The sequence below is a fragment of the Ruegeria sp. YTSC002 genome (genome assembly GCF_059609845.1).
This window is the reverse complement of sequence record NZ_JBXWML010000004.1, coordinates 260,100-278,769: the sequence shown is the minus strand read 5'-3', so window position 1 is coordinate 278,769 and position 18,670 is coordinate 260,100. Positions and strand designations below refer to the sequence as shown.

General features: G+C 58.9%; 14 protein-coding genes and 1 riboswitch. Of the genes, 10 read left to right on the top strand and 4 right to left on the bottom strand.

Going from position 1 to position 18,670, the window contains the following annotated elements:
* Positions 1 to 23: 23 nt before the first annotated feature.
* Positions 24 to 722: a glutathione S-transferase N-terminal domain-containing protein gene (locus AC2FFD_RS10905; RefSeq protein WP_496873069.1), complete on the bottom strand. Its 699-nt coding sequence runs from the start codon at positions 720 to 722 to the stop codon at positions 24 to 26.
* A 121-nt stretch (positions 723 to 843) separates the two neighbouring features.
* Positions 844 to 921, top strand: a riboswitch (SAM riboswitch).
* A 62-nt stretch (positions 922 to 983) separates the two neighbouring features.
* On the opposite strand from AC2FFD_RS10905, the gene metZ reads away from it, so the two are divergent.
* Complete coding sequence (gene metZ / locus AC2FFD_RS10900; protein ID WP_496873068.1) at positions 984 to 2,174, top strand: O-succinylhomoserine sulfhydrylase; 1,191 nt, start codon at positions 984 to 986, stop codon at positions 2,172 to 2,174.
* A gap of 246 nt (positions 2,175 to 2,420) precedes the next feature.
* Positions 2,421 to 3,524 carry a GTP cyclohydrolase FolE2 gene (folE2, locus tag AC2FFD_RS10895; protein ID WP_496873067.1) on the top strand — a complete coding sequence of 368 codons (1,104 nt, stop codon included), beginning with the start codon at positions 2,421 to 2,423 and terminating at the stop codon, positions 3,522 to 3,524.
* 340 nt (positions 3,525 to 3,864) lie between these two features.
* Here the strand turns inward: folE2 and AC2FFD_RS10890 are convergent, their stop codons facing one another.
* Positions 3,865 to 4,500 (bottom strand): hypothetical protein, encoded by a 636-nt coding sequence (locus AC2FFD_RS10890; protein WP_496873066.1) that lies wholly within the window; start codon positions 4,498 to 4,500, stop codon positions 3,865 to 3,867.
* 11 nt (positions 4,501 to 4,511) lie between these two features.
* Between AC2FFD_RS10890 and AC2FFD_RS10885 the strand changes: the two genes are divergently transcribed.
* A complete protein-coding gene (locus AC2FFD_RS10885) occupies positions 4,512 to 5,960 on the top strand; it encodes a TrkH family potassium uptake protein (RefSeq protein WP_257600475.1) in 1,449 nt (482 codons plus the stop codon).
* On the top strand, positions 5,960 to 7,534 hold the full coding sequence (locus tag AC2FFD_RS10880) for a 5-guanidino-2-oxopentanoate decarboxylase (protein WP_496873065.1): 1,575 nt from the start codon (positions 5,960 to 5,962) through the stop codon (positions 7,532 to 7,534). The genes AC2FFD_RS10885 and AC2FFD_RS10880 overlap by 1 nt, the downstream gene beginning before the upstream one ends.
* Before the next feature lie 53 nt (positions 7,535 to 7,587).
* Here AC2FFD_RS10880 and AC2FFD_RS10875 read toward each other — a convergent pair whose 3' ends face one another.
* On the bottom strand, positions 7,588 to 9,327 hold the full coding sequence (locus AC2FFD_RS10875) for a serine protease (RefSeq protein ID WP_496873064.1): 1,740 nt from the start codon (positions 9,325 to 9,327) through the stop codon (positions 7,588 to 7,590).
* Between the two features lie 206 nt (positions 9,328 to 9,533).
* Here AC2FFD_RS10875 and AC2FFD_RS10870 point away from each other — a divergent pair, with 206 nt between their 5' ends.
* Positions 9,534 to 10,463, top strand: coding sequence for a glycine--tRNA ligase subunit alpha (locus AC2FFD_RS10870; protein ID WP_480684599.1), 930 nt, complete (start codon positions 9,534 to 9,536; stop codon positions 10,461 to 10,463).
* Positions 10,464 to 10,471: 8 nt separating this feature from the next.
* Here the strand turns inward: AC2FFD_RS10870 and AC2FFD_RS10865 are convergent, their stop codons facing one another.
* The gene (locus AC2FFD_RS10865; RefSeq protein ID WP_170346597.1) at positions 10,472 to 11,104 is read right to left on the bottom strand and encodes a MarC family protein; all 633 of its coding nucleotides are present in this window, start codon (positions 11,102 to 11,104) and stop codon (positions 10,472 to 10,474) included.
* A gap of 78 nt (positions 11,105 to 11,182) precedes the next feature.
* Here AC2FFD_RS10865 and AC2FFD_RS10860 point away from each other — a divergent pair, with 78 nt between their 5' ends.
* The 5 genes from AC2FFD_RS10860 to AC2FFD_RS10840 all read left to right on the top strand — a co-directional run bounded on the left by AC2FFD_RS10860 (position 11,183) and on the right by AC2FFD_RS10840 (position 18,624).
* Complete coding sequence (locus tag AC2FFD_RS10860) at positions 11,183 to 11,704, top strand: DUF6446 family protein (RefSeq protein WP_496873063.1); 522 nt, start codon at positions 11,183 to 11,185, stop codon at positions 11,702 to 11,704.
* Between the two features lie 8 nt (positions 11,705 to 11,712).
* Positions 11,713 to 12,921, top strand: a complete 1,209-nt coding sequence (gene gltS / locus AC2FFD_RS10855) for a sodium/glutamate symporter (protein WP_496873062.1) — start codon at positions 11,713 to 11,715, stop codon at positions 12,919 to 12,921.
* Positions 12,922 to 12,930: 9 nt separating this feature from the next.
* Positions 12,931 to 15,165 (top strand): glycine--tRNA ligase subunit beta, encoded by a 2,235-nt coding sequence (gene glyS / locus AC2FFD_RS10850; protein WP_496873061.1) that lies wholly within the window; start codon positions 12,931 to 12,933, stop codon positions 15,163 to 15,165.
* 89 nt (positions 15,166 to 15,254) lie between these two features.
* A complete protein-coding gene (locus tag AC2FFD_RS10845; protein WP_425078043.1) occupies positions 15,255 to 17,795 on the top strand; it encodes a putative PEP-binding protein in 2,541 nt (846 codons plus the stop codon).
* Positions 17,796 to 17,982: 187 nt separating this feature from the next.
* Positions 17,983 to 18,624: a cell wall hydrolase gene (locus AC2FFD_RS10840; protein WP_170346602.1), complete on the top strand. Its 642-nt coding sequence runs from the start codon at positions 17,983 to 17,985 to the stop codon at positions 18,622 to 18,624.
* The last annotated feature ends 46 nt before the right edge of the window (positions 18,625 to 18,670 follow it).

Genomic DNA, 18,670 nt, shown 5'->3' with positions numbered 1-18,670 from the left:
ATCCAGATGGGTTTTCAACGCAGTCATCGTTTGAACAAGACCTCCTGCGCCTGCTTGTCACGATTGTCTCCTCGTAGCTCTGCGTGCAGAGCGCGCCCGGCCTGAACACCGGGGCGGGCGCCGACGGCCTTCAGCCAGCGCGCAAAGTGGGGTTTGTCCTCCAGCACTTGCTGCTGCCCTTCCCACAGGCTGGCCCAGCCCCAGATCGACATGTCTGCAATCGAATAGAAGTCTCCGGCAACGTATTCGTTCTCGGCCAGCCGTCTGTCGAGCACCCCGTACAGACGACCGACCTCGGCCCGGTAACGATCTTTGGCATAGGGCAGGTCCTGTGGCGGGTTCAGTTGCGGGGCGTATTTCAGGAAGTGATGCGCCTGACCGGCCATCGGGCCAACACCGCCCATCTGCCACATCAGCCATTCTTCGACGGCGATCCGATCACGCTCGGTCTTGCCATAGAACTGCCCGGTCTTGCGGGCCAGATACATCAGAATTGCCCCGCTTTCAAAAACCGAGATCGGTGCACCATCCGGCCCGTCAGGGTCCACGATTGCGGGCATACGGTTGTTCGGGGCGATCTTCAGGAACTGCGGGTCGAACTGATCACCTTTTCCAATATTGACCAGACGCGTGGTGTAGGGCAGCCCCATCTCCTCCAGGGCGATGGACACTTTCCAGCCGTTTGGCGTGGGCCAGAAATACAGATCAATCGGGTCAGCCATGTGTTCTCCTGATGTTGGGGGGATCATGCGGGTTTCTGCCGGTTCGGCAAGGGCCGCTTACGAAAGCGTGACCGAATGCAAGCCGGGCTTGACCGCAAACCGCCCGAGGCGTATTGCCATCCCAAAGCTACGTGGCGATTTGTTACCGGATTGCGGGCCACGCTAAACAACACCGCTAAAAGGTCAGGATGAAAGACCCCTTTCGCTTGGCCGCGTCTGGGGTTTTTTGTTTGCCTCCGCCGGAGGCTGAAAGGGAATGAGATGAGCGAGAACTGGAACAAGCGCACACAAGCCGTCCATGGCGGTATCCGCCGCAGTCAGTACAACGAGGTGAGCGAGGCGATTTTCCTGACGCAGGGCTTTGTGTACGAAACTGCCGAACAGGCCGAAGCCCGGTTTCTGGAATGCGGCCCCGATGAGTTCATCTATGCCCGCTATGGCAACCCGACCGTGTCTATGTTCGAACAGCGCATCGCGGCCCTTGAAGGTGGCGAGGATGCGTTCGCGACGGCCTCGGGCATGGCGGCGGTCAACGGTGCGCTGACCTCGATGCTGAAGGCCGGGGACCATGTTGTTTCAGCAAAGGCATTGTTCGGGTCCTGCCTGTATATTCTCGAGAACATCCTGTCCCGATTTGGCGTCGAAGTGACCTTTGTGGACGGCACGGACCTGAATCAGTGGCAGGCAGCGATCCGCCCGGATACCAAGGCGGTCTTTTTCGAATCGATGTCGAACCCGACACTTGAAGTGATCGACATCGCATCCGTGTCCAAGTTGGCCCATGCCGTTGGGGCGATTGTGGTGGTGGACAATGTGTTTTCGACGCCCGTCTTTTCGCGCGCGATGGAACAGGGCGCGGATGTGGTCGTTTATTCGGCAACCAAGCACATTGACGGGCAGGGCCGTGCGCTGGGCGGTGTGATCATCGGCACCAGGGACTTCATCCGCGGAACCGTTGAGCCCTATCTGAAGCATACCGGCGGCGCGCTTAGCCCGTTCAACGCCTGGGTCATGCTCAAAGGTCTGGAAACCATGGCGCTGCGCGTCAATGCGCAGGCCGACAGCGCGCAAAAGATCGCAGAGGCGCTTGAAGGGCATCCCGCGCTGGAGCGTACCCTTTACCCAGGTTTGAAGACTCACGCGCAAAATGCTCTGGTTCAATCGCAACTTGGCGGAAAAGGCGGAACCGTATTGTCCCTGGATATCAAGGGCGGCAAGGACGCGGCTTTTGCGTTCCTGAATGCGATGACCATTCCTGTGATCTCGAACAATCTGGGCGATGCCAAGTCGATCGCGACGCACCCGGCGACCACAACGCACCAGCGTCTGAGCGATGCGCAGAAAGACGAGCTTGGCATTACGCCGGGGCTGATCCGTTTTTCCGTTGGCCTGGAAGACGTCGGGGACCTGCTGGCGGACATCCAGCAGGCATTGGAGGCTTCGCAGAAATAAACTGGAGCACAGTAAAGAACCTCTTGCCGCTGGGGGCATCGCGTTGTCTGTGAACGCGGCGTCTTTTCGGGCGGTATTCGCGGTTGAAGCCTGGTCTTTGTGCCTGCAAAAGGCGTATTTCGTTGCAGAATGACGGTTTTGCGCCGGTTTTTTCAATCCGGACTGCTATTGCCTGCGTATTGGGTTAAACTGGTAAATCACCTGTAGTCGTATATATTCCTACGACCAATCGAGGAACCGCAGCCGATGAACATTCACCCGCGCGACATTGATGAGACCCCGGATCAGGAACAAGCCGCCGAGGCCCTGAAAGTTCTGCGGCAATGGGCGGAATCTGCGACGGCATCCGAGATCAGCCAGCTGGATCCGGCCATTGCGCGGCTGGTGCCCGGCCTGACGCAGGTGAACTATCCTTCACTTTCGCGCGAGTACCCGGAGGGTTTCTCGGTTGACGCGGATTACCGCGCGTCATTGCCCGACTTGCAAAACGGTCCGTCCAGCCTGATCCGCGGTGCCAAACAGCAGATTCAGCATGTTGGCATCTCGAATTTCCGCCTGCCGATCCGTTTCCACCGGAAAGATGGGGAAGACCTGACGCTTGAGACGTCTGTTACGGGCACCGTCAGCCTTGAGGCCGAGAAAAAGGGCATCAACATGTCCCGGATCATGCGGTCATTCTACAAACATGCCGAGCGTACTTTCAGCTTTGAAGTCATGCAGGCGGCGCTTGACGACTACATGACTGATCTGGACAGCTTTGACGCACGTATCCAGATGCGGTTTTCCTACCCCGACAAGATCAAGAGCCTGAGATCGGGTCTGGAAGGGTACCAGTATTACGACATCGCTCTGGAACTGGTGGAATCCAACGGTGTACGCCAGAAGATCATGCATCTGGACTATGTCTATTCCTCGACCTGCCCATGCTCTCTGGAGTTGAGCGAGCATGCCCGCGTCATGCGGGGACAATTGGCGACACCGCATTCACAACGTTCCGTCGCGCGAATTTCCGTGGTCGTGGATTGCGATGCCGATTGTCTTTGGTTTGAAGACCTGATCGGGCTGTGCCGACGCGCGGTTCCGACCGAAACGCAGGTCATGGTCAAACGTGAAGATGAACAGGCTTTTGCCGAGCTGAACGCCGCCAATCCGATTTTTGTCGAAGATGCGGCGCGCTTGTTCTGCGCTGAATTGCTGGCAGATCATCACGTCGGTGATTTTCGGGTTGTCGCCAGCCATCAGGAAAGCCTGCACAGCCACGACGCCGTGTCGATTCTGACCGAAGGTCCAACCTTTGCGGCCTCCAGCCTGGATCCAAGACTGTTCACCACCCTGTTTCACGTTGGGTGAATACACCTGCGTAAGCGGCTAGAAATTAATCAGAGATTTCATCTGTAAGCGTTCTTTTGCCGCAACGCAGCAAAAATGCTGCATCTGCGCTGTTCTTGTTGTATATCCATAGGGAATGCAGCAGCCGTTTGTATGCCAATTGAATGGTGAACGGCCCCGAAAGGAAGCCGAGACGTGAGACGCCTTGGACTGCAAGACCGCGATCACCGTTCGAGAAATCGAAGCGGACAAGCCACTTTAGTCACAAATCTCGGGCTGCATCGTTTTTACAGGAGAAACATGTAATGAATCCGATTACCCAACCGCTGGAGTTTCAAGCTGCGGCAATTCGCATGGCTGGTTACGCAATGGTCAACCAGATGAAGATCATGCAGATCGTGACCCGTTCAGCGTTTGAATTGCCGATGGCGCCTGTGCACGCGTTGCACGTGGCTGCGGCGTCTCCGGAAAAGCCGGTGGAAAAGGCGCCGGTCAAGGTAAAAGCCACCGCGCCGCGTGTGCCAAAACCTGCCGTCAAAAAGACCGCAGCAGTGAAAAAAACCGTAAAGAAGGTTGCCGTCGTTGAACCCAAACCGGCGGAGTTCTCCGCGAAGCCACGCGCTGCTGTCACGCCACGGGCTGAACCTGCGGCGAAAGCAAAGCCTGCACCCAAGCCGGCGTCGCAGCCAAAAACCCATGCGAAACCGGTTGCAACTGTAGCCAAGAACGCCAAACCGGTTGCGCGGAATACAGCCCCCGCCGCGTCTTCCACTGCTGCGGCGACCCCGCCGAAGAAATCTCGGGCCCGTCCGGCGGCTTCGGCGACCAAGGCGTCTTCTGCTGCGCAGTCAAAACCTGCGGCAGCGGCAGAACAAACAAAATCGCAGGCGCGCAAAACGCGACCGCCGTCGAAACCGCCCGCAATGCCGGGGGCAGATACCAAAACAGACACGTAAACCGAGATCATCTGCTTGACACGGTCGGGCTGGCGCGCCAACGCTGCGCGTCATGATGGATCTTCGCCCGGTCGGATATGTGATTGGCTTGCTGGTCGCCATTCTTGGGGCGACCATGCTGTTTCCTATGCTTGCGGACATCATCGAGGGTCGCGGCGAATGGAATGTCTTCCTGGAAAGCGCGATCATCACGATACTGACCGGATCCGTTCTGGCGATGAGCTGTTCCAACGGCGTGGGCGAGGGCTTGACCATTCGGCAGACCTTTCTGTTGACAACAGGGGTCTGGGTTGCGCTGCCGGTCTTCGGGGCAATTCCGTTTCTGTTCGGTGAAACCGAGCTGCGCTTTGTCGATGCGTATTTCGAGGCGATGTCAGGTCTGACGACCACAGGTTCGACCGTGATATCAGGGTTGGACACGCTGCCAAAGGGTCTTTTGTTGTGGCGGGGCATCCTGCAATGGCTGGGGGGCATCGGTATCATCGTTGTTGCGATGGTGTTCCTGCCGGAATTGCGGGTTGGCGGCATGCAAATCTTCCGTTCGGAAGGGTTTGAGACCATGGGGAAAATCCTGCCTCGCGCGCAGGAGATTGCGGGGCAGATTTCCCTGATCTACGTCTTCCTGACAGTTGTATGCGTGCTGGTCTATGCCGCGTTTGGGATGAGCTTTTTTGACGCGTTGGTCCATGCTTTCACGACGGTGTCCACGGGCGGTTTCTCGAACTATGATGCCTCGTTTGGTACATTTTCAGGCCCGGCCGAATATGCTGCATCCGTCTTCATGATCTTGGCGGCTCTTCCCTTTGTGCGTTATGTGCAATTGGCCAATGGTCATACATCTTCACTGTTGAAAGACAGTCAAATTCGGGCGTTTCTGGCGACCATTCTGGTTCTGGTTGTCATCATGTCAGTCTTTCTGACCTCGGTCTTTCCCCATCACTGGGAACAGGCGTTCCGCGAGTCGTTGTTCAATATTACCTCGATCATCTCGGGGACAGGATATGCCAGTGTCGATTACATGGGGTGGGGCAGCTTTCCGATCATGCTGTTTTTCCTGATCGGATTGATCGGTGGATGCGCGGGGTCGACGGCGTGTTCGATCAAGGTTTTCCGGTATCAGTTGCTGTTTGCCTCGATCAAAAGCCAGATCAAACGGATCCGGTCCCCACATGGCGTGTTCATGCCGCTCTATGATGGAAGGCCGGTCGGACGGGACGTTCTGACCTCGGTGATGAGTTTCTTCATGTTCTTCGTTCTGTCGATGGGCGTATTGTCCTGGGCGTTGGCACTGACAGGTCTGGACTTCATTACTTCGGTGTCCGGGGCCGCGACAGCGCTGGCCAACGTTGGCCCGGGTCTTGGCGATCAGATCGGACCGGCGGGTAATTTCGCAGGTCTCAACGATACGGCCAAATGGCTGCTGACAACCGGAATGCTGGTCGGGCGGCTCGAGCTTTTAGCGGTATACGCGATCTTCACCGTTCAATTCTGGAGAGGCTGATGAAAAGACCCCTTGGCGCGCAAATTTCGCATATGCTCAAGGATCGTGGCGTGGATGTGATTTTCGGCATTCCCGGTGTCCACAATCAGGAAATGTATCGTGGTATCGAAGAGGCCGGGATCACGCATGTTCTGGCCCGGCACGAGCAGGGGGCTGGATTCATGGCTGATGGTTACGCGCGCGCGACCGGCCGCCCTGGCGTCGCCTATGTGATCACCGGTCCCGGTTTGTGCAACATCATGACCCCGATCGGACAGGCCTACAGCGACTCGGTTCCGATGCTGGTTCTGTCTTCCTGTCTGGATGAAACGCAGGCTTTACGGGGGCAGTTGCACCAGATGAAAGATCAACGTGCCGCCGCCGGTACGGTTGCGGATTGGTCTGTACAGGCCAACTCCGCCGAAGCTGCCTATGGGCTGATAGAACGGGCGTTTGAAGAATTCGAGCTTTCGCGCCCGCGCCCCAAGCACATTCAGGTGCCCATCGCGCAGTTGCAGGCCGAGGCCGACCCGGCGCCGTTCCCCAACCAGCCCGCGCTGCGCACCAAAGCCTTGCCGCCTGACGTGTCATCGGTCGTGTCCATGTTGAACCTGGCCCGAAGGCCGCTGTTCATTCTGGGTGGGGGCTGCAAATCCAATGAATGGCGGCAGATTCTGACGCAGCTGGGGGCGGCGTGCTTTACCACCTATGCCGGGCGCGGGCTGCCGGGCGCTAACTATCCGCTGGATTTCGGGTCCATGTTGCCGCGTCCCGGCAGTGCCGAGGTAATCGCCTCGGCGGATCTGGTAATCGCTGTCGGGGCCGAGCTGGGCGAGGTCGATTTATGGCGGCAGGATTTGGGGCACAAGGCGACCTTGATACGCGTTGATCTCGACCCCGAGGTTCTGTCTGATCGCCACCGCGCCGCCATCAAGCTGCAAGTCGACAGCCAGAGCTTTGCCCGCGCCCTGTGGCACGCAACCCAGGAGATGAAACCGGCAACAGGCTGGTCACCCGAGGAAGTGGCCGATGCGCGCGCGCGCTGGCATGCTGACGTGGATGCCGAGCGGCCCGGAATCGTACCGATCGCAGATGCCCTGCGCGCGGCCATGCCGGCCGATACGATGATCTATTCGGACATGACCCAATTTGCTTATGTTGCAAAAGAGGTCTGGGACATGGCCTACCCCCATCATTGGCACCACCCGACGGGGTTTGGCACTCTTGGCTACGGGTTGCCCGCCGGTATTGGCGGGGCGGTTGCCCGACGCGGCAAACCCACGGCGGTTATCGCCGGGGATTACGGGTTCCATTACACGATGCAGGAACTGGGCGTGGCGGTTGAACTGGGATTGTCGCTTCCGATCATTCTTTGGGACAATGGCAAGCTGAAGGAAATCGAAGACAGTATGGTGCGCAGCCAGATCGCCCCCAATGCGGTCATGGCCCACAATCCTGATTTCTGCAAACTCGCCCAAGCCTTCGGTGCGCGCTCTTCAGCACCTTCGAATGTGGCAGAGATGCAAAGTGCCGTCCGAGCCGCATTCGATGCGCCTGTGCCGACCTTGATCCACGTGACACCTGACATTCTGTAACGAAAAAGCGCCGCATTTTCATGCGGCGCTTTTTTTGTTGATGTGCTGTCGGATCAATCCCAGCAGTGAACCAGAACCGTCATGCCGGTTGCGCGCCGGTTCAACTCATTGGGTGAGATCCGTGTGGTTTCCTCGCTCGACTGACCGGACACTCCGGCCTCTGCCAGAATTTCCGTCAACCGATCAACGGTGGCCGCAAGGCTGACCGAAGCGGGCAGGGTGCGCCCTTCGGACGGTGTGGGCAACAACATTCCGACGACGTTGCCGCTGTCGTTGAAGACGGGGCCGCCTGCATCGCCGGGTTGGGCATTCAGCGCCAGACGTTTTACGCCGGTCTCACCGTTCAGCCCACGAACGTCCGCGACCTGCCCGTAGGTCAGAGAGGGGCCGCCCAATGCGCCCTGATAGGAAAAGCCGGACACGGCCACCTCTGACTGGATGCGCGGCTTGGCGGCACTGAACGCGGCGACGCTCATGGGGGCGAGAGTCTTTGCAGGGCGCAGGACTGACACGCCAAGTTCAGGGTCCGTCAGGGCCAGTTGAACCTCGTGATCACCATCCAGAGTGATCCGCGTGCAGCTGTCCGCGGCCTCGGAAACCGTCAGTACTGTCCCATTCTCATCCGCAAAGAAACCAGAGCGCGTCAGTCGGGGCTTGCGGACCTGAAGGCCCGACACCAGATCGATGCGCTGTTCTGCGGATGCACCGGCGGAGGCATCCAGAACCGCATCCGTCGTGCTGAAGCTGGAGGTCATCGCTGACAGAACCCGCAGGCGACGTGCTTCGTCTCCTTCGGGCCAGACAAGGGTGAAGCCCTTGATTTTTCCATCCGCCAATTGCGCTTGCGTAAAGGACACTATGCCGTTGCCGCGCCCTTCAAGGGTAAACCGGTCGCGGCCCAGTTCACGAGGGCCATTCAGCGGAACGATCTCAAGCGATTGCATCACCTCGTAAAGCGCGCGGAGCGTGTTCTTGTCCCCCTCCTGGCTGATCAGGAGCGCCTTGGCGTTCAGGTCAGAGATGCTTTTGAAATGTGCAAACGGGGCTTGATAGCGATCAAGGCTCACAGCGCCCAGAGGCATGTCGAGCACAATCCCGGCCTTGTCGTCGGAATACCGCTCCATTCCGACAGAGATCAGCGGCGCGTTGTACTCATCCATCAGGGCCTTGCGCTGCAACGTGGTCAGAACACCCGTGGCGTCAAACCCGTTATAGCGCTGCCAATCGCTCATTGATCGGCGGGTGCCTTGCCCGAACGCACCATCAATGGTCGAGTTGTAAAACCCCGCCGCGCGCAGAGCCGTTTGCAGATCCTTGCGTTCCTGCGCGGTCAACAGACGTTCGGACTGAAGCGCCTGTGCACGGGTTTCATCGGAATCCTGTGGTGTGGCGACTGCCGGAGCCTCTTCCGGTTGTGCCACAGGTTCAATGGGTGCCGCGACGGCGCCGCGGTTCAGCACGTTTGCCCCGACGGGCCAGAACTGTTGCCCCATCGCGCTGGAAAACGCGATGTAACTGTCGCGCGGGATCTGGCCTTCGGCCCGATAGACGCGCAGCACCTGTTCGGCGTCGGTACGAGCATAGGGGCCGATCACGATCGCGTACCAGCCGCTGTTCAGACGAAACCCGTTCACGTCCGGCAAGGTGCCGGCATAGGCCTGTGCCCGTTCCTGCGCTTCGCGCAGTGATGGCTGGGCCTCGACCTGGACCCAGACGCCGGGATCTTGTTGTGCGGTTGCGGCGCGCAGGCCGACTAGAAGAAACAATAGGATTGCTGAAAATACGCGTGTCATAGTCTGCCCGTCTTATGCAGTGTTTGTGCTTTGGTGCAGAATACGCGAATTCATTTGCGAAACGCCATGCCGCGAATGCGGGGAATTTCCGGTGTGGCTCCGCAGATACAGGCTTGGACCCAAGCCCCGTTGACGCCCCTTGGCCCCTTGCATAGGAAGGGCAAAACCGACCGGAACCGGGCGCAGAGGCGCCCAGAGGGAATGCCATGACCGAACCGACCAGCGCACCGCGTTCATTTCAGGAGATCATCCTGCGGCTTCAGACTTATTGGGCGTCGAAAGGCTGTGCGATTCTACAGCCCTACGACATGGAAGTCGGGGCCGGAACGTTCCATCCCGCGACGACCCTGCGCGCGCTGGGGTCCAAGGCTTGGGCCGCGGCTTACGTTCAGCCGTCGCGCCGCCCGACGGATGGGCGTTATGGCGAAAACCCGAACCGGTTGCAGCACTACTATCAGTATCAGGTACTAATCAAACCCAGCCCACCGGATTTGCAGGAACTGTATCTGGGAAGCCTTGAAGCCATCGGCATCGACATGGACCTGCACGACATCCGGTTCGTCGAGGATGACTGGGAAAGCCCGACACTCGGCGCGTGGGGTCTGGGTTGGGAAGTCTGGTGTGACGGAATGGAAGTCAGCCAGTTCACCTATTTCCAACAGGTCGGCGGGCATGACTGCGCGCCGGTATCAGGCGAGCTGACATATGGGCTTGAGCGTCTGGCCATGTATGTTCTGGGCATCGATCACGTGATGGACATGCCGTTCAACGATCCCCAGTCGCCCAGTCCTTTGACATACGGCGATATCTTCAAGCAGACCGAAGAGGAATATGCCCGCTGGAACTTCGACGTGGCCAACACCGAGGTTCTGCTGCGCCACTTCGAAGAGGCCGAGGCCGAGTGCGCCGCAATTCTGAGCCAGGAGCATGTGGATCCGAAGACGGGCAAGCGCATCATCATGGCGCACCCGGCCTATGACCAGTGCATCAAGGCCAGTCACATCTTCAACCTGCTGGACGCGCGCGGCGTGATCTCGGTGACCGAACGGCAGGCCTATATCGGGCGTGTTCGGGCGCTGGCCAAACAATGTGCGGATGCGTTCATGCAGACCGAGGCCGCCGGGTTTCAGGCCTGATGAGGCAATCAGGCCAGTCCGGGCAAAAGTGCTTTGAGTCCGTCTGCGATCATGCTGACGGCAATGGCCGCAAGGATCATGCCCATGAAGCGGCTCATGATCACGCGCGCGTTGCTGGACAGGCGTTCAGCCAGCCATGCGGCGTTCCAGAAGGTGATCAGAAGCAGACCAACTACGGTGAGGAATACTGCTGCATAAACAAAGGCTTCGACCGGAGTTTTGACCTGATGTGCATACAGGATCAGGGTGGTTATCGTGCCAGGGCCGACCAGGATGGGAAAGGCCAGCGGGTAAAAGGCCACAGTGTCTGGTTCGGGGTAAGCTTCCTTTTCGCCTTTCGTTCCGTGGTGAGAGGTGCTTTCATTCCCGTTCAGCATATTGAGGCCGATCATCATGACCACAAGGCCACCGGCGACGCGCAGGTGATTGACGCTGATGCCAAAAAGGCCAAGCGCCTGACTTCCGACCAGCGCAAAGGCTCCACCAAGGATCAGGCAATAGATCACCGTCTTCACCGCGATCTTGCGCTGGTCGGCGGCAGGCAGATCCTGAGTGACGCTCAGAAACACCGGCAGGTTGGAAACCGGGTTCATGATCGCAAACAACGCGCCGAAAAAACCGACAGCAAGCGTGGAATCCATGGTGTTGACCTCATTGATGCCTGTACCCGGATGAAACCTGTCCTATTTTACAAGAACTTGAAAGAGGCGGCTTAAGAGATGACGGGAAAACTGCTGGCAATTGTCCTGTTGCTGTCGGCCCTGGCGGCCGGGGCCGGAATGTATTATTTGCAGATTTACGGTTTCTACTATGAGGTCGAACCGCAACCCGGTCAGGACGTGGTCCTGATGACGGAAAAAGGCGATATGCCCGTCCCGATCCCCTATTCAGAATTTCAGGCGATCGATGCAGACAGTTCTCCGATCCGCTACCGTGGCTGTTTCGAAACGGATCTGAAACCGGATCAGATGGACGGGTTTATGCCTGTCGAAAACCCCGAACCCTTGACCGCGCCGGGTTGGTTTGACTGTTACGATGCCGTGTCGCTGGGCGATGCACTGAAATCGGGGCAGGCGCAGGCGTTTTTGAGTGAGAAGAACATCCATTTCGGCGTCGACCGGATCGTGGCGATTACCAGGGATGGCAAGGGATATGTCTGGCACGCGTTGAACAACTGCGGTGAAAAAGCCTATGACGGTACGGTGGTGGGTGAGGAGTGCCCGAAACGCCCTGAAAACTGAGGAAAACCATGGCTGATGCCGTTTTGATCCCGGACTTCATTACCGCGACTCTGGGATTTGCGGTGTATTTGCTGGGTGCCCGGATCAACGGCAAAGTCGCAGTTCTGAGGCAGTTCAACATTCCTGAACCGGTCACAGGCGGCCTTTTGGCCTCGCTCGTGGTTTTGCTGCTCTATCTCGTTGCCGATGTAGAGCTGTCATTCGAGTTGCAGACCCGGGACGCTCTGCTGGTTCTGTTCTTTGCCGGGATCGGACTGAACGCGCGGCTTTCTGACTTGATTGCCGGTGGTAAGCCTTTGTTGATCCTGCTGATTTTGACGTTTGTTACGATTGTTGCGCAGAACGTTATCGGCGCGGCAGGTGCGTCCTTGTTTGGCTATCCTGCGCAAGCTGGCGTTCTGTTCGGTTCGGCCGCGTTGATTGGTGGGCACGGTACCGCAATCGCATGGGCACCCGAAGTTGCCAGCGCAACGGGTCTGGACGGTGCAACCGAACTTGGCGTTGCTGTGGCGACGCTCGGACTGGTGCTTGCCGCGCTGGTAGGTGGTCCTATTGCACGTCTTCTGGTGGAAACACGAGACCTTTCGCCGAACCGACCTGACGAAGAACACACGGTCGGACTGCCGGAAAAAGCGACCGTGGCCACGGAAATTGACCATGTGACCATTATGCGCGTGCTGCTGCATCTGAACCTTGCCATCATTCTGGGCTATGCGCTGGGCGAGGCGATTTCGGCCGCGGGGCTGAAGCTGCCGCTGTTTGTGCCCTGTCTGATCATGGGCATCGTGATCTCGAATGTCCGAACGGCCATTGCTCCGTCCGCGCCGCCGGTTGCGCGTACACCGTCGCTGGCATTGCTGTCTGAATTTGCTCTTGGTGCCTTTCTGGCAATGTCACTGATGAGTTTGCAGTTGTGGACCATAGCGGAACTGGGTGTGGCAATTGCCGTGATCATGTCGGCGCAAACTCTGTTCACGGTCGTTTTCGTGATATGGGTGCTGTTTCCCCTGATGGGCTCGAATTATCGCGGAGCGGTGCTGGCCGCGGGCTTCGGAGGCTTTGCCCTGGGCGCCACACCCACGGCGATTGCAAATATGACGGCAGTAACCAAGCGATATGGGCCTTCGCCTATTGCCTTTATCGTGCTGCCCCTTGTATCCGCCTTCTTTGTGGATATCGCCAATGCCATCGTCATTCAGACGATTGTGAACTTCTAAGGACCGACTATGCCCGACCTGCTGATCGAACTGTTTTCCGAAGAAATTCCTGCGCGGATGCAAACCCGTGCCGGTGAGGATCTGAAAAAGCGGATTACCGATGGTCTGGTCGAGGCCGGCTTGACCTATTCAAACGCTGCCGCACTGACCACACCCCGCCGCCTGACATTGGCGGTGGAAGGTCTGCTGGCGCAAAGTCCGACAATCCGGGAAGAGCGCAAGGGACCCAAGGTCGGCGCGCCGGACAAGGCGATCGAAGGTTTCCTGCGGGGCGCGGGCCTGACCCGCGACCAACTGGAAGAGCGTGAGACCCCCAAGGGCGCCGTTTACTTCGCCACCATCGAGAAACCGGGCCGTCCGGCCGCCGAGATCATTGCCGAAGTGCTGGAGGCCACCATTCGCAATTTCCCATGGCCCAAATCCATGCGTTGGGGCAGTGGCAGCCTGCGGTGGGTCCGTCCGTTGCATTCCATTCTGTGCATCCTGTCGGATGATTCCGGGGCGCAGGTTGTTCCGATGGATGTCGACGGCATCCGTTCCGGAGACACCACAGCCGGTCATCTTTTCATGGCCCCCAACCGGTTCCCGGTTACGTCTTTCGAGGACTATGCCGCCAAGCTGAAACGCGCATTCGTGATTCTCTCGCCGGATGAACGTGCTGAACACATCTGGAATGATGCACAGAACATGGCTTTTGCCGCAGGTCTGGAAATCGTCGAAGACAAGGGCCTGTTGGCCGAGGTTGCCGGGCTGGTGGAATGGCCCGTGGTTTTGATGGGCCAGATCGATGACGAGTTTCTGGAACTGCCGCCCGAAGTGTTGCAGACCTCGATGAAAGAGCATCAGAAGTTCTTTTCGGTGAAGAACCCCAAGACAGGTCGGATCGAACGGTTCATCACCGTCGCCAACCGCGAAACCGCCGACAACGGCGCAACCATTCTGGCGGGGAACCAAAAGGTGCTGTCGGCACGTCTGGCCGATGCCAAGTTCTTTTGGGAGAACGACCTGCGCATTGCCAAGTCGGACATCACCCAATGGACCCGCGCGCTGGAGAATGTGACCTTCCACAACAAGCTGGGCACTCAGGCCCAACGTATCGAGCGCATCGCCGCGCTGGCCCGCGAACTGGCCCCGGTGACGGGCGCCGACCCGGATCAGGCCGAGAAAGCCGCGCGCCTGGCCAAGGCCGATCTGAGTTCAGAGATGGTCTATGAATTCCCCGAACTTCAGGGGCTCATGGGGCGGTATTACATCGAAGCCGCCGGCGAGGATGCCGCGGTGGCAGCTGTGGCGCAAGAACACTACTCGCCGCTGGGGCCGACGGATGATGTGCCTGCGGCACCTCTGTCGGTCGCCGTGGCGCTTGCGGACAAACTTGATACTCTGGCCGGGTTCTGGGCGATCGATGAAAAGCCCACCGGGTCGAAGGACCCGTTCGCGCTGCGTCGCGCGGCCTTGGGGGTGATCCGGTTGATCCTGAACAATGATCTGCGGCTGAAGCTCGACCGTTTCTTCGACGCGCAACTCGTTCGGGCCGAAGCGGCTTCGAACGAAGCCTTGCACGACGGGCATGTCGCAGAGCTGTTGGATGAGATTGCCGACCACGGTGTTTTCGGAGCAGCGTTCCGTACGGTGAAGGAGAAGCTTGCGGGCGACAAGGCCGGGACGCACCAAATGGCGGACTTTCTGCATCTTGAACGGAAGGTACCCGATACGTCAGATGACCTTTTGTCCTTCTTCCACGACCGGCTCAAAGTCTTCCTCCGAGACGAGGGCATCCGCCATGACATCATCGACGCCTGCATCGCGATGGAGGGCAATGACGACCTCAACCTGCTGGTCAAACGTGCGCGCGCGCTGAATGCGGTGATCGCGACCGAGGATGGGGAAAACCTCGTGCAGGGGTTCAAGCGGGCCAACAACATCCTGACCCAGGCCGAGGAAAAGGACGGCGTGGAATACTCTTACGGTGCGGATGTGAAATTCGCCGAGACCGAAAGCGAGAAGGCGCTTTTCGCGGCTTTGGACAGGGCTCAGTCGCAGATCGATGTGGCTCTGAAGTCCGAAGACTTCGCAGCTGCCGTGGCCGCCATGGCCGCGCTGCGCGGCCCTGTGGATGGTTTTTTTGAGGACGTGCAGGTCAACACCGACAATGATGTGATCCGCCGCAACCGGCTGAACCTGCTCAGTCAGATCAGGCAGGTTTGTTCCAGCGTGGCCGATCTTTCGCGGATCGAAGGTTAAAACCTCGGGCACGCAGCGATGCGTGCCCACAACGCCCTTGCACGAAGGGCGCAAGCGCTTATGCTGCACGCAAATCAAAAGGTGCTGCAGTGCAGAATAATCCGCATACCACGCTCATTACGCCCGATGCTCCGGTCACGGCCCATACCCATGGCGGGCGGGCCAAGTGTCTGCAACGACTGGTTCGACTGGACCTGCCGGTGCCCCGGACCGTCGCGTTGTCGTTTGATGCGGTCCATCAGATTGCGGAAGGCGAAGTTCCGAACCTTGACGCGATCCTTGAGCAATTCGATCCGGCGACCTTGCTGTGCGTCCGACCAAGTTCCGAAGATCCCGACTGGGGCGGGCCCGGTGCGGTTCTGAACATTGGCATGAATGATGCACGCTATGTGGACCTGTCCGATACGATGGGGGCAGAGGCCGCTGCAGCGCTGTATCTCAGGTTCGTTCAAAGCTATGCGATCCACGTGGCGCGGCTGGACGCGGACGTGTTCGATGACATCGACATGGATGGCAGCGAAGGTCTGCGCCATTCCCTGCGCGCGTACGAAGATGAAACGGACGAAGCCTTTCCGCAGGACCGCGGTGAACAGCTGATCGGTGTTTTGCGCTCGATGGCCCGCGCATGGGACGGGACATCCGCTCGGCTGTTGCGGCAGGCCAAGGGCGCCCCGGCAGATGCCGGTCTTGGGCTTGTCATTCAAGAGATGATCCCGGGGGTCGGGCAGGGTGAATGCGGATCAGGTGTGCTTCAACTGGTCGACTCGACCACAGGAATGCCGCAGATCACGGGGCGCTACCTGAGCCAGAGCCAGGGCCGTGATGCGCTGGGCGAAGATGTGGCGGCGCTGTTTCTTGAAAAAGACCCGCGTGGACCGTCGCTTGAAGAAGTCGCACCCAAAGCCTTTGCCGAGTTGAAGCAACAAGCTGCGCTGATGCGTGAAAAACTGCGCGAAGAAATGCAGGTCGAGTTCGTCATTCAAAACGGCAACGTGCATATTCTGGACGGCGTCCGGGTTCAGAGAACGTCGCGCGCGGCGATGCGGATCGCCGTTCGTCTGGCCGAAGACGGGATCATACCGCCGCAAGAGGCGGTGATGCGCGTGGACCCCCACGCGCTGAATGAACTTTTGCACCGGCAGGTCCATCCGGAAGCGCGGCGTGACGTGCTGACGACGGCCATCGGTGCCAGCCCGGGCGCTTCAACGGGAAAGATCGTGTTTACATCCGCAGAAGCGCAGGCCAGTGCCGCGCGCGGCGAGGCCTGCGTTCTGGTCCGCCGCGAAACCTCGCCCGAGGATGTGCGCGGGATGCATGCGGCCGTTGCGGTTCTGACGGAAAAAGGCGGGATGACCAGCCACGCCGCCGTGATTGGCCGTGGACTTGGCTTGCCCTGTATCGTTGGTGCCTCAGACATGCGGTTCCAGACCAAAAAGAAGATGCTGACCGCACCCGATGGTCGAGTTTTCAAGACCGGCGATATTCTGACCATCGATGGCAGTTCCGGTCAGGTGCTGGCAGGGCAGCCCGCCATGCTTGAGGCCGCGTTGGATGATTGTTTTCAGACCTTGATGGCGTGGGCCGATGCCGAGCGTGATATTGACATCCGCGCCAATGCCGACACACCGGCCGATGCGCAAACGGCGCGCAATTTTCAGGCGCAAGGGATCGGCTTGTGCCGGACAGAGCATATGTTCTTTGAACCCGGTCGCCTGATCGTGATGCGCGAGATGATTTTTGCGCAAACGTCTTCGGGCAGGGCGGCTGTGCTGGAACGTTTGCTTCCGATGCAGCGTGAAGACTTTGTTCAGCTGTTCAGAATCATGGAAGGGCAGCCCGTCTGCATTCGCCTGTTCGACCCGCCCTTGCACGAATTCCTGCCAACCACACGCAGCGGCCAACGGGAATTGGCCGAGGCGCTGGATTTGCCGGTTTCCGATGTCGAGCGTCGGGTTGATGCGATGACGGAATACAATCCGATGCTGGGCCTGCGCGGTGTTCGTCTGGGCGTGACCGTTCCCGAAATCTATGACATGCAGGCGCGGGCGATCTTCGAAGCCACGCTGGATGCCAGAAAGAACGGCGCCCCCGTCGTGCCCGAAGTGATGATACCGCTGGTATCCGCGAAACGAGAGGTCGAACTGGTCAAGTCCCGCATCGATACGGTGGCGGCGGCGGTCGCGTCAGAACGCGGGCAGGAGTTTGAATATCGGCTGGGTGTGATGGTCGAAACCCCGCGCGCCTGTCTGCGCGCAGAAGAGATCGCCCCGCAGACCGCGTTCATGAGTTTCGGAACGAATGACCTGACGCAGATGACCTATGGTCTGTCCCGCGACGATGCCGGCCGTTTCATGTCCGCCTATGTTCGCCAGGGTGTCTTCGGCGAAGATCCGTTCCACGTTCTTGATCCGGATGGGGTCGGGGAACTGCTGAAGCTGGGAGCCGAGCGGGGACGAGCCGCGAAACCGGATGTGACCCTGTCTGTTTGCGGAGAACACGGCGGAAACCCCGAATCAATCGCCATTTGCAGGGATTTGGGGTTCGACTATGTTTCGTGTTCGCCGTTCCGGGTTCCGGTCGCTCGGCTGGCTGCCGCTCAACTGGCGATTTCCTCCAGACTTGGGGGTTGACAGGGCCTGAAAACCCAAGGATTAGTGGGTTATCTGGACACTCGTAGGCGAAATTTATCTTCGCTACGGGCAAGATTCCACTTGCATTTTCCGAAAGACTGGACCTTTGCGCTCGATTGCGCTAAATGCCTCGTCGCGCCCGCCGGGGGAGGGTATGGCGCGTGAAGTGCCTGTGCGAGGTTATCTGATGCTACGTTACATAATGGCTGTTGCCACAATGGCGGCAACCGTGCTGCCCAGTGCGTCCTTCGCCGAGAGGGAAGCAATTGATACTGCAAAGAAAGAGCTTGTCGCCCGCAGCGAATTGCCGGCGCAAAGCTTTCGCGACTATTTCAAACTGTTCCAACCGCGTAAGGCGGCCAAACCAGTTGAAGTAACATACTCCAAGGACTGGCTTGACCAGCAACCCAAGGCAACCGGTGACGAAAACTGGAAGTGCCTGTCCGAGGCATTGTACTTCGAAGCCCGTGGCGAAAGCGTGCGTGGCCAGTTTGCGGTGGCCGAGGTCATCTTGAACCGGGTCAAAAGCAGCCGCTTTCCAAGCTCTCTGTGTGGTGTGATCCGCCAGGGCACCGGCAAGAAATACCAGTGCCAGTTCACCTATACATGTGACGGTCGCAAAGAGGTCATCCACGAGAAGAAGGCTTATGAGCGCGTATCCAAGGTCGCTCGGGCAGCCATTGATGGTATTGGCCAAGAGCTGACCGAAGGGGCGACCCACTACCACACGACGGCGGTTCGGCCATCTTGGTCGCGGGTCTATAAACAGACCGCGCGGATCGGTGTGCACATTTTCTACCGCCACAACTATCGGACAGCGAGCAACTGATTGACGCACCCGCGCTGGAAGCTTGGTGGCGCGCGGCAGGTTGCAG

Excerpts from the sequence above, each read along its gene's own strand:
- AC2FFD_RS10860 (WP_496873063.1), top strand. The coding sequence starts at position 11,183 with ATGACGGGAAAACTGCTGGCAATTGTCCTGTTGCTGTCGGCCCTGGCG.
- AC2FFD_RS10870 (WP_480684599.1), top strand. The coding sequence starts at position 9,534 with ATGACCGAACCGACCAGCGCACCGCGTTCATTTCAGGAGATCATCCTG.
- folE2 (WP_496873067.1), top strand. The coding sequence starts at position 2,421 with ATGAACATTCACCCGCGCGACATTGATGAGACCCCGGATCAGGAACAA.
- glyS (WP_496873061.1), top strand. The coding sequence starts at position 12,931 with ATGCCCGACCTGCTGATCGAACTGTTTTCCGAAGAAATTCCTGCGCGG.
- AC2FFD_RS10865 (WP_170346597.1), bottom strand. The coding sequence starts at position 11,104 with ATGGATTCCACGCTTGCTGTCGGTTTTTTCGGCGCGTTGTTTGCGATC.
- AC2FFD_RS10875 (WP_496873064.1), bottom strand. The coding sequence starts at position 9,327 with ATGACACGCGTATTTTCAGCAATCCTATTGTTTCTTCTAGTCGGCCTG.
- AC2FFD_RS10905 (WP_496873069.1), bottom strand. The coding sequence starts at position 722 with ATGGCTGACCCGATTGATCTGTATTTCTGGCCCACGCCAAACGGCTGG.
- AC2FFD_RS10880 (WP_496873065.1), top strand. The coding sequence starts at position 5,960 with ATGAAAAGACCCCTTGGCGCGCAAATTTCGCATATGCTCAAGGATCGT.
- metZ (WP_496873068.1), top strand. The coding sequence starts at position 984 with ATGAGCGAGAACTGGAACAAGCGCACACAAGCCGTCCATGGCGGTATC.
- gltS (WP_496873062.1), top strand. The coding sequence starts at position 11,713 with ATGGCTGATGCCGTTTTGATCCCGGACTTCATTACCGCGACTCTGGGA.
- AC2FFD_RS10885 (WP_257600475.1), top strand. The coding sequence starts at position 4,512 with ATGATGGATCTTCGCCCGGTCGGATATGTGATTGGCTTGCTGGTCGCC.
- AC2FFD_RS10840 (WP_170346602.1), top strand. The coding sequence starts at position 17,983 with ATGCTACGTTACATAATGGCTGTTGCCACAATGGCGGCAACCGTGCTG.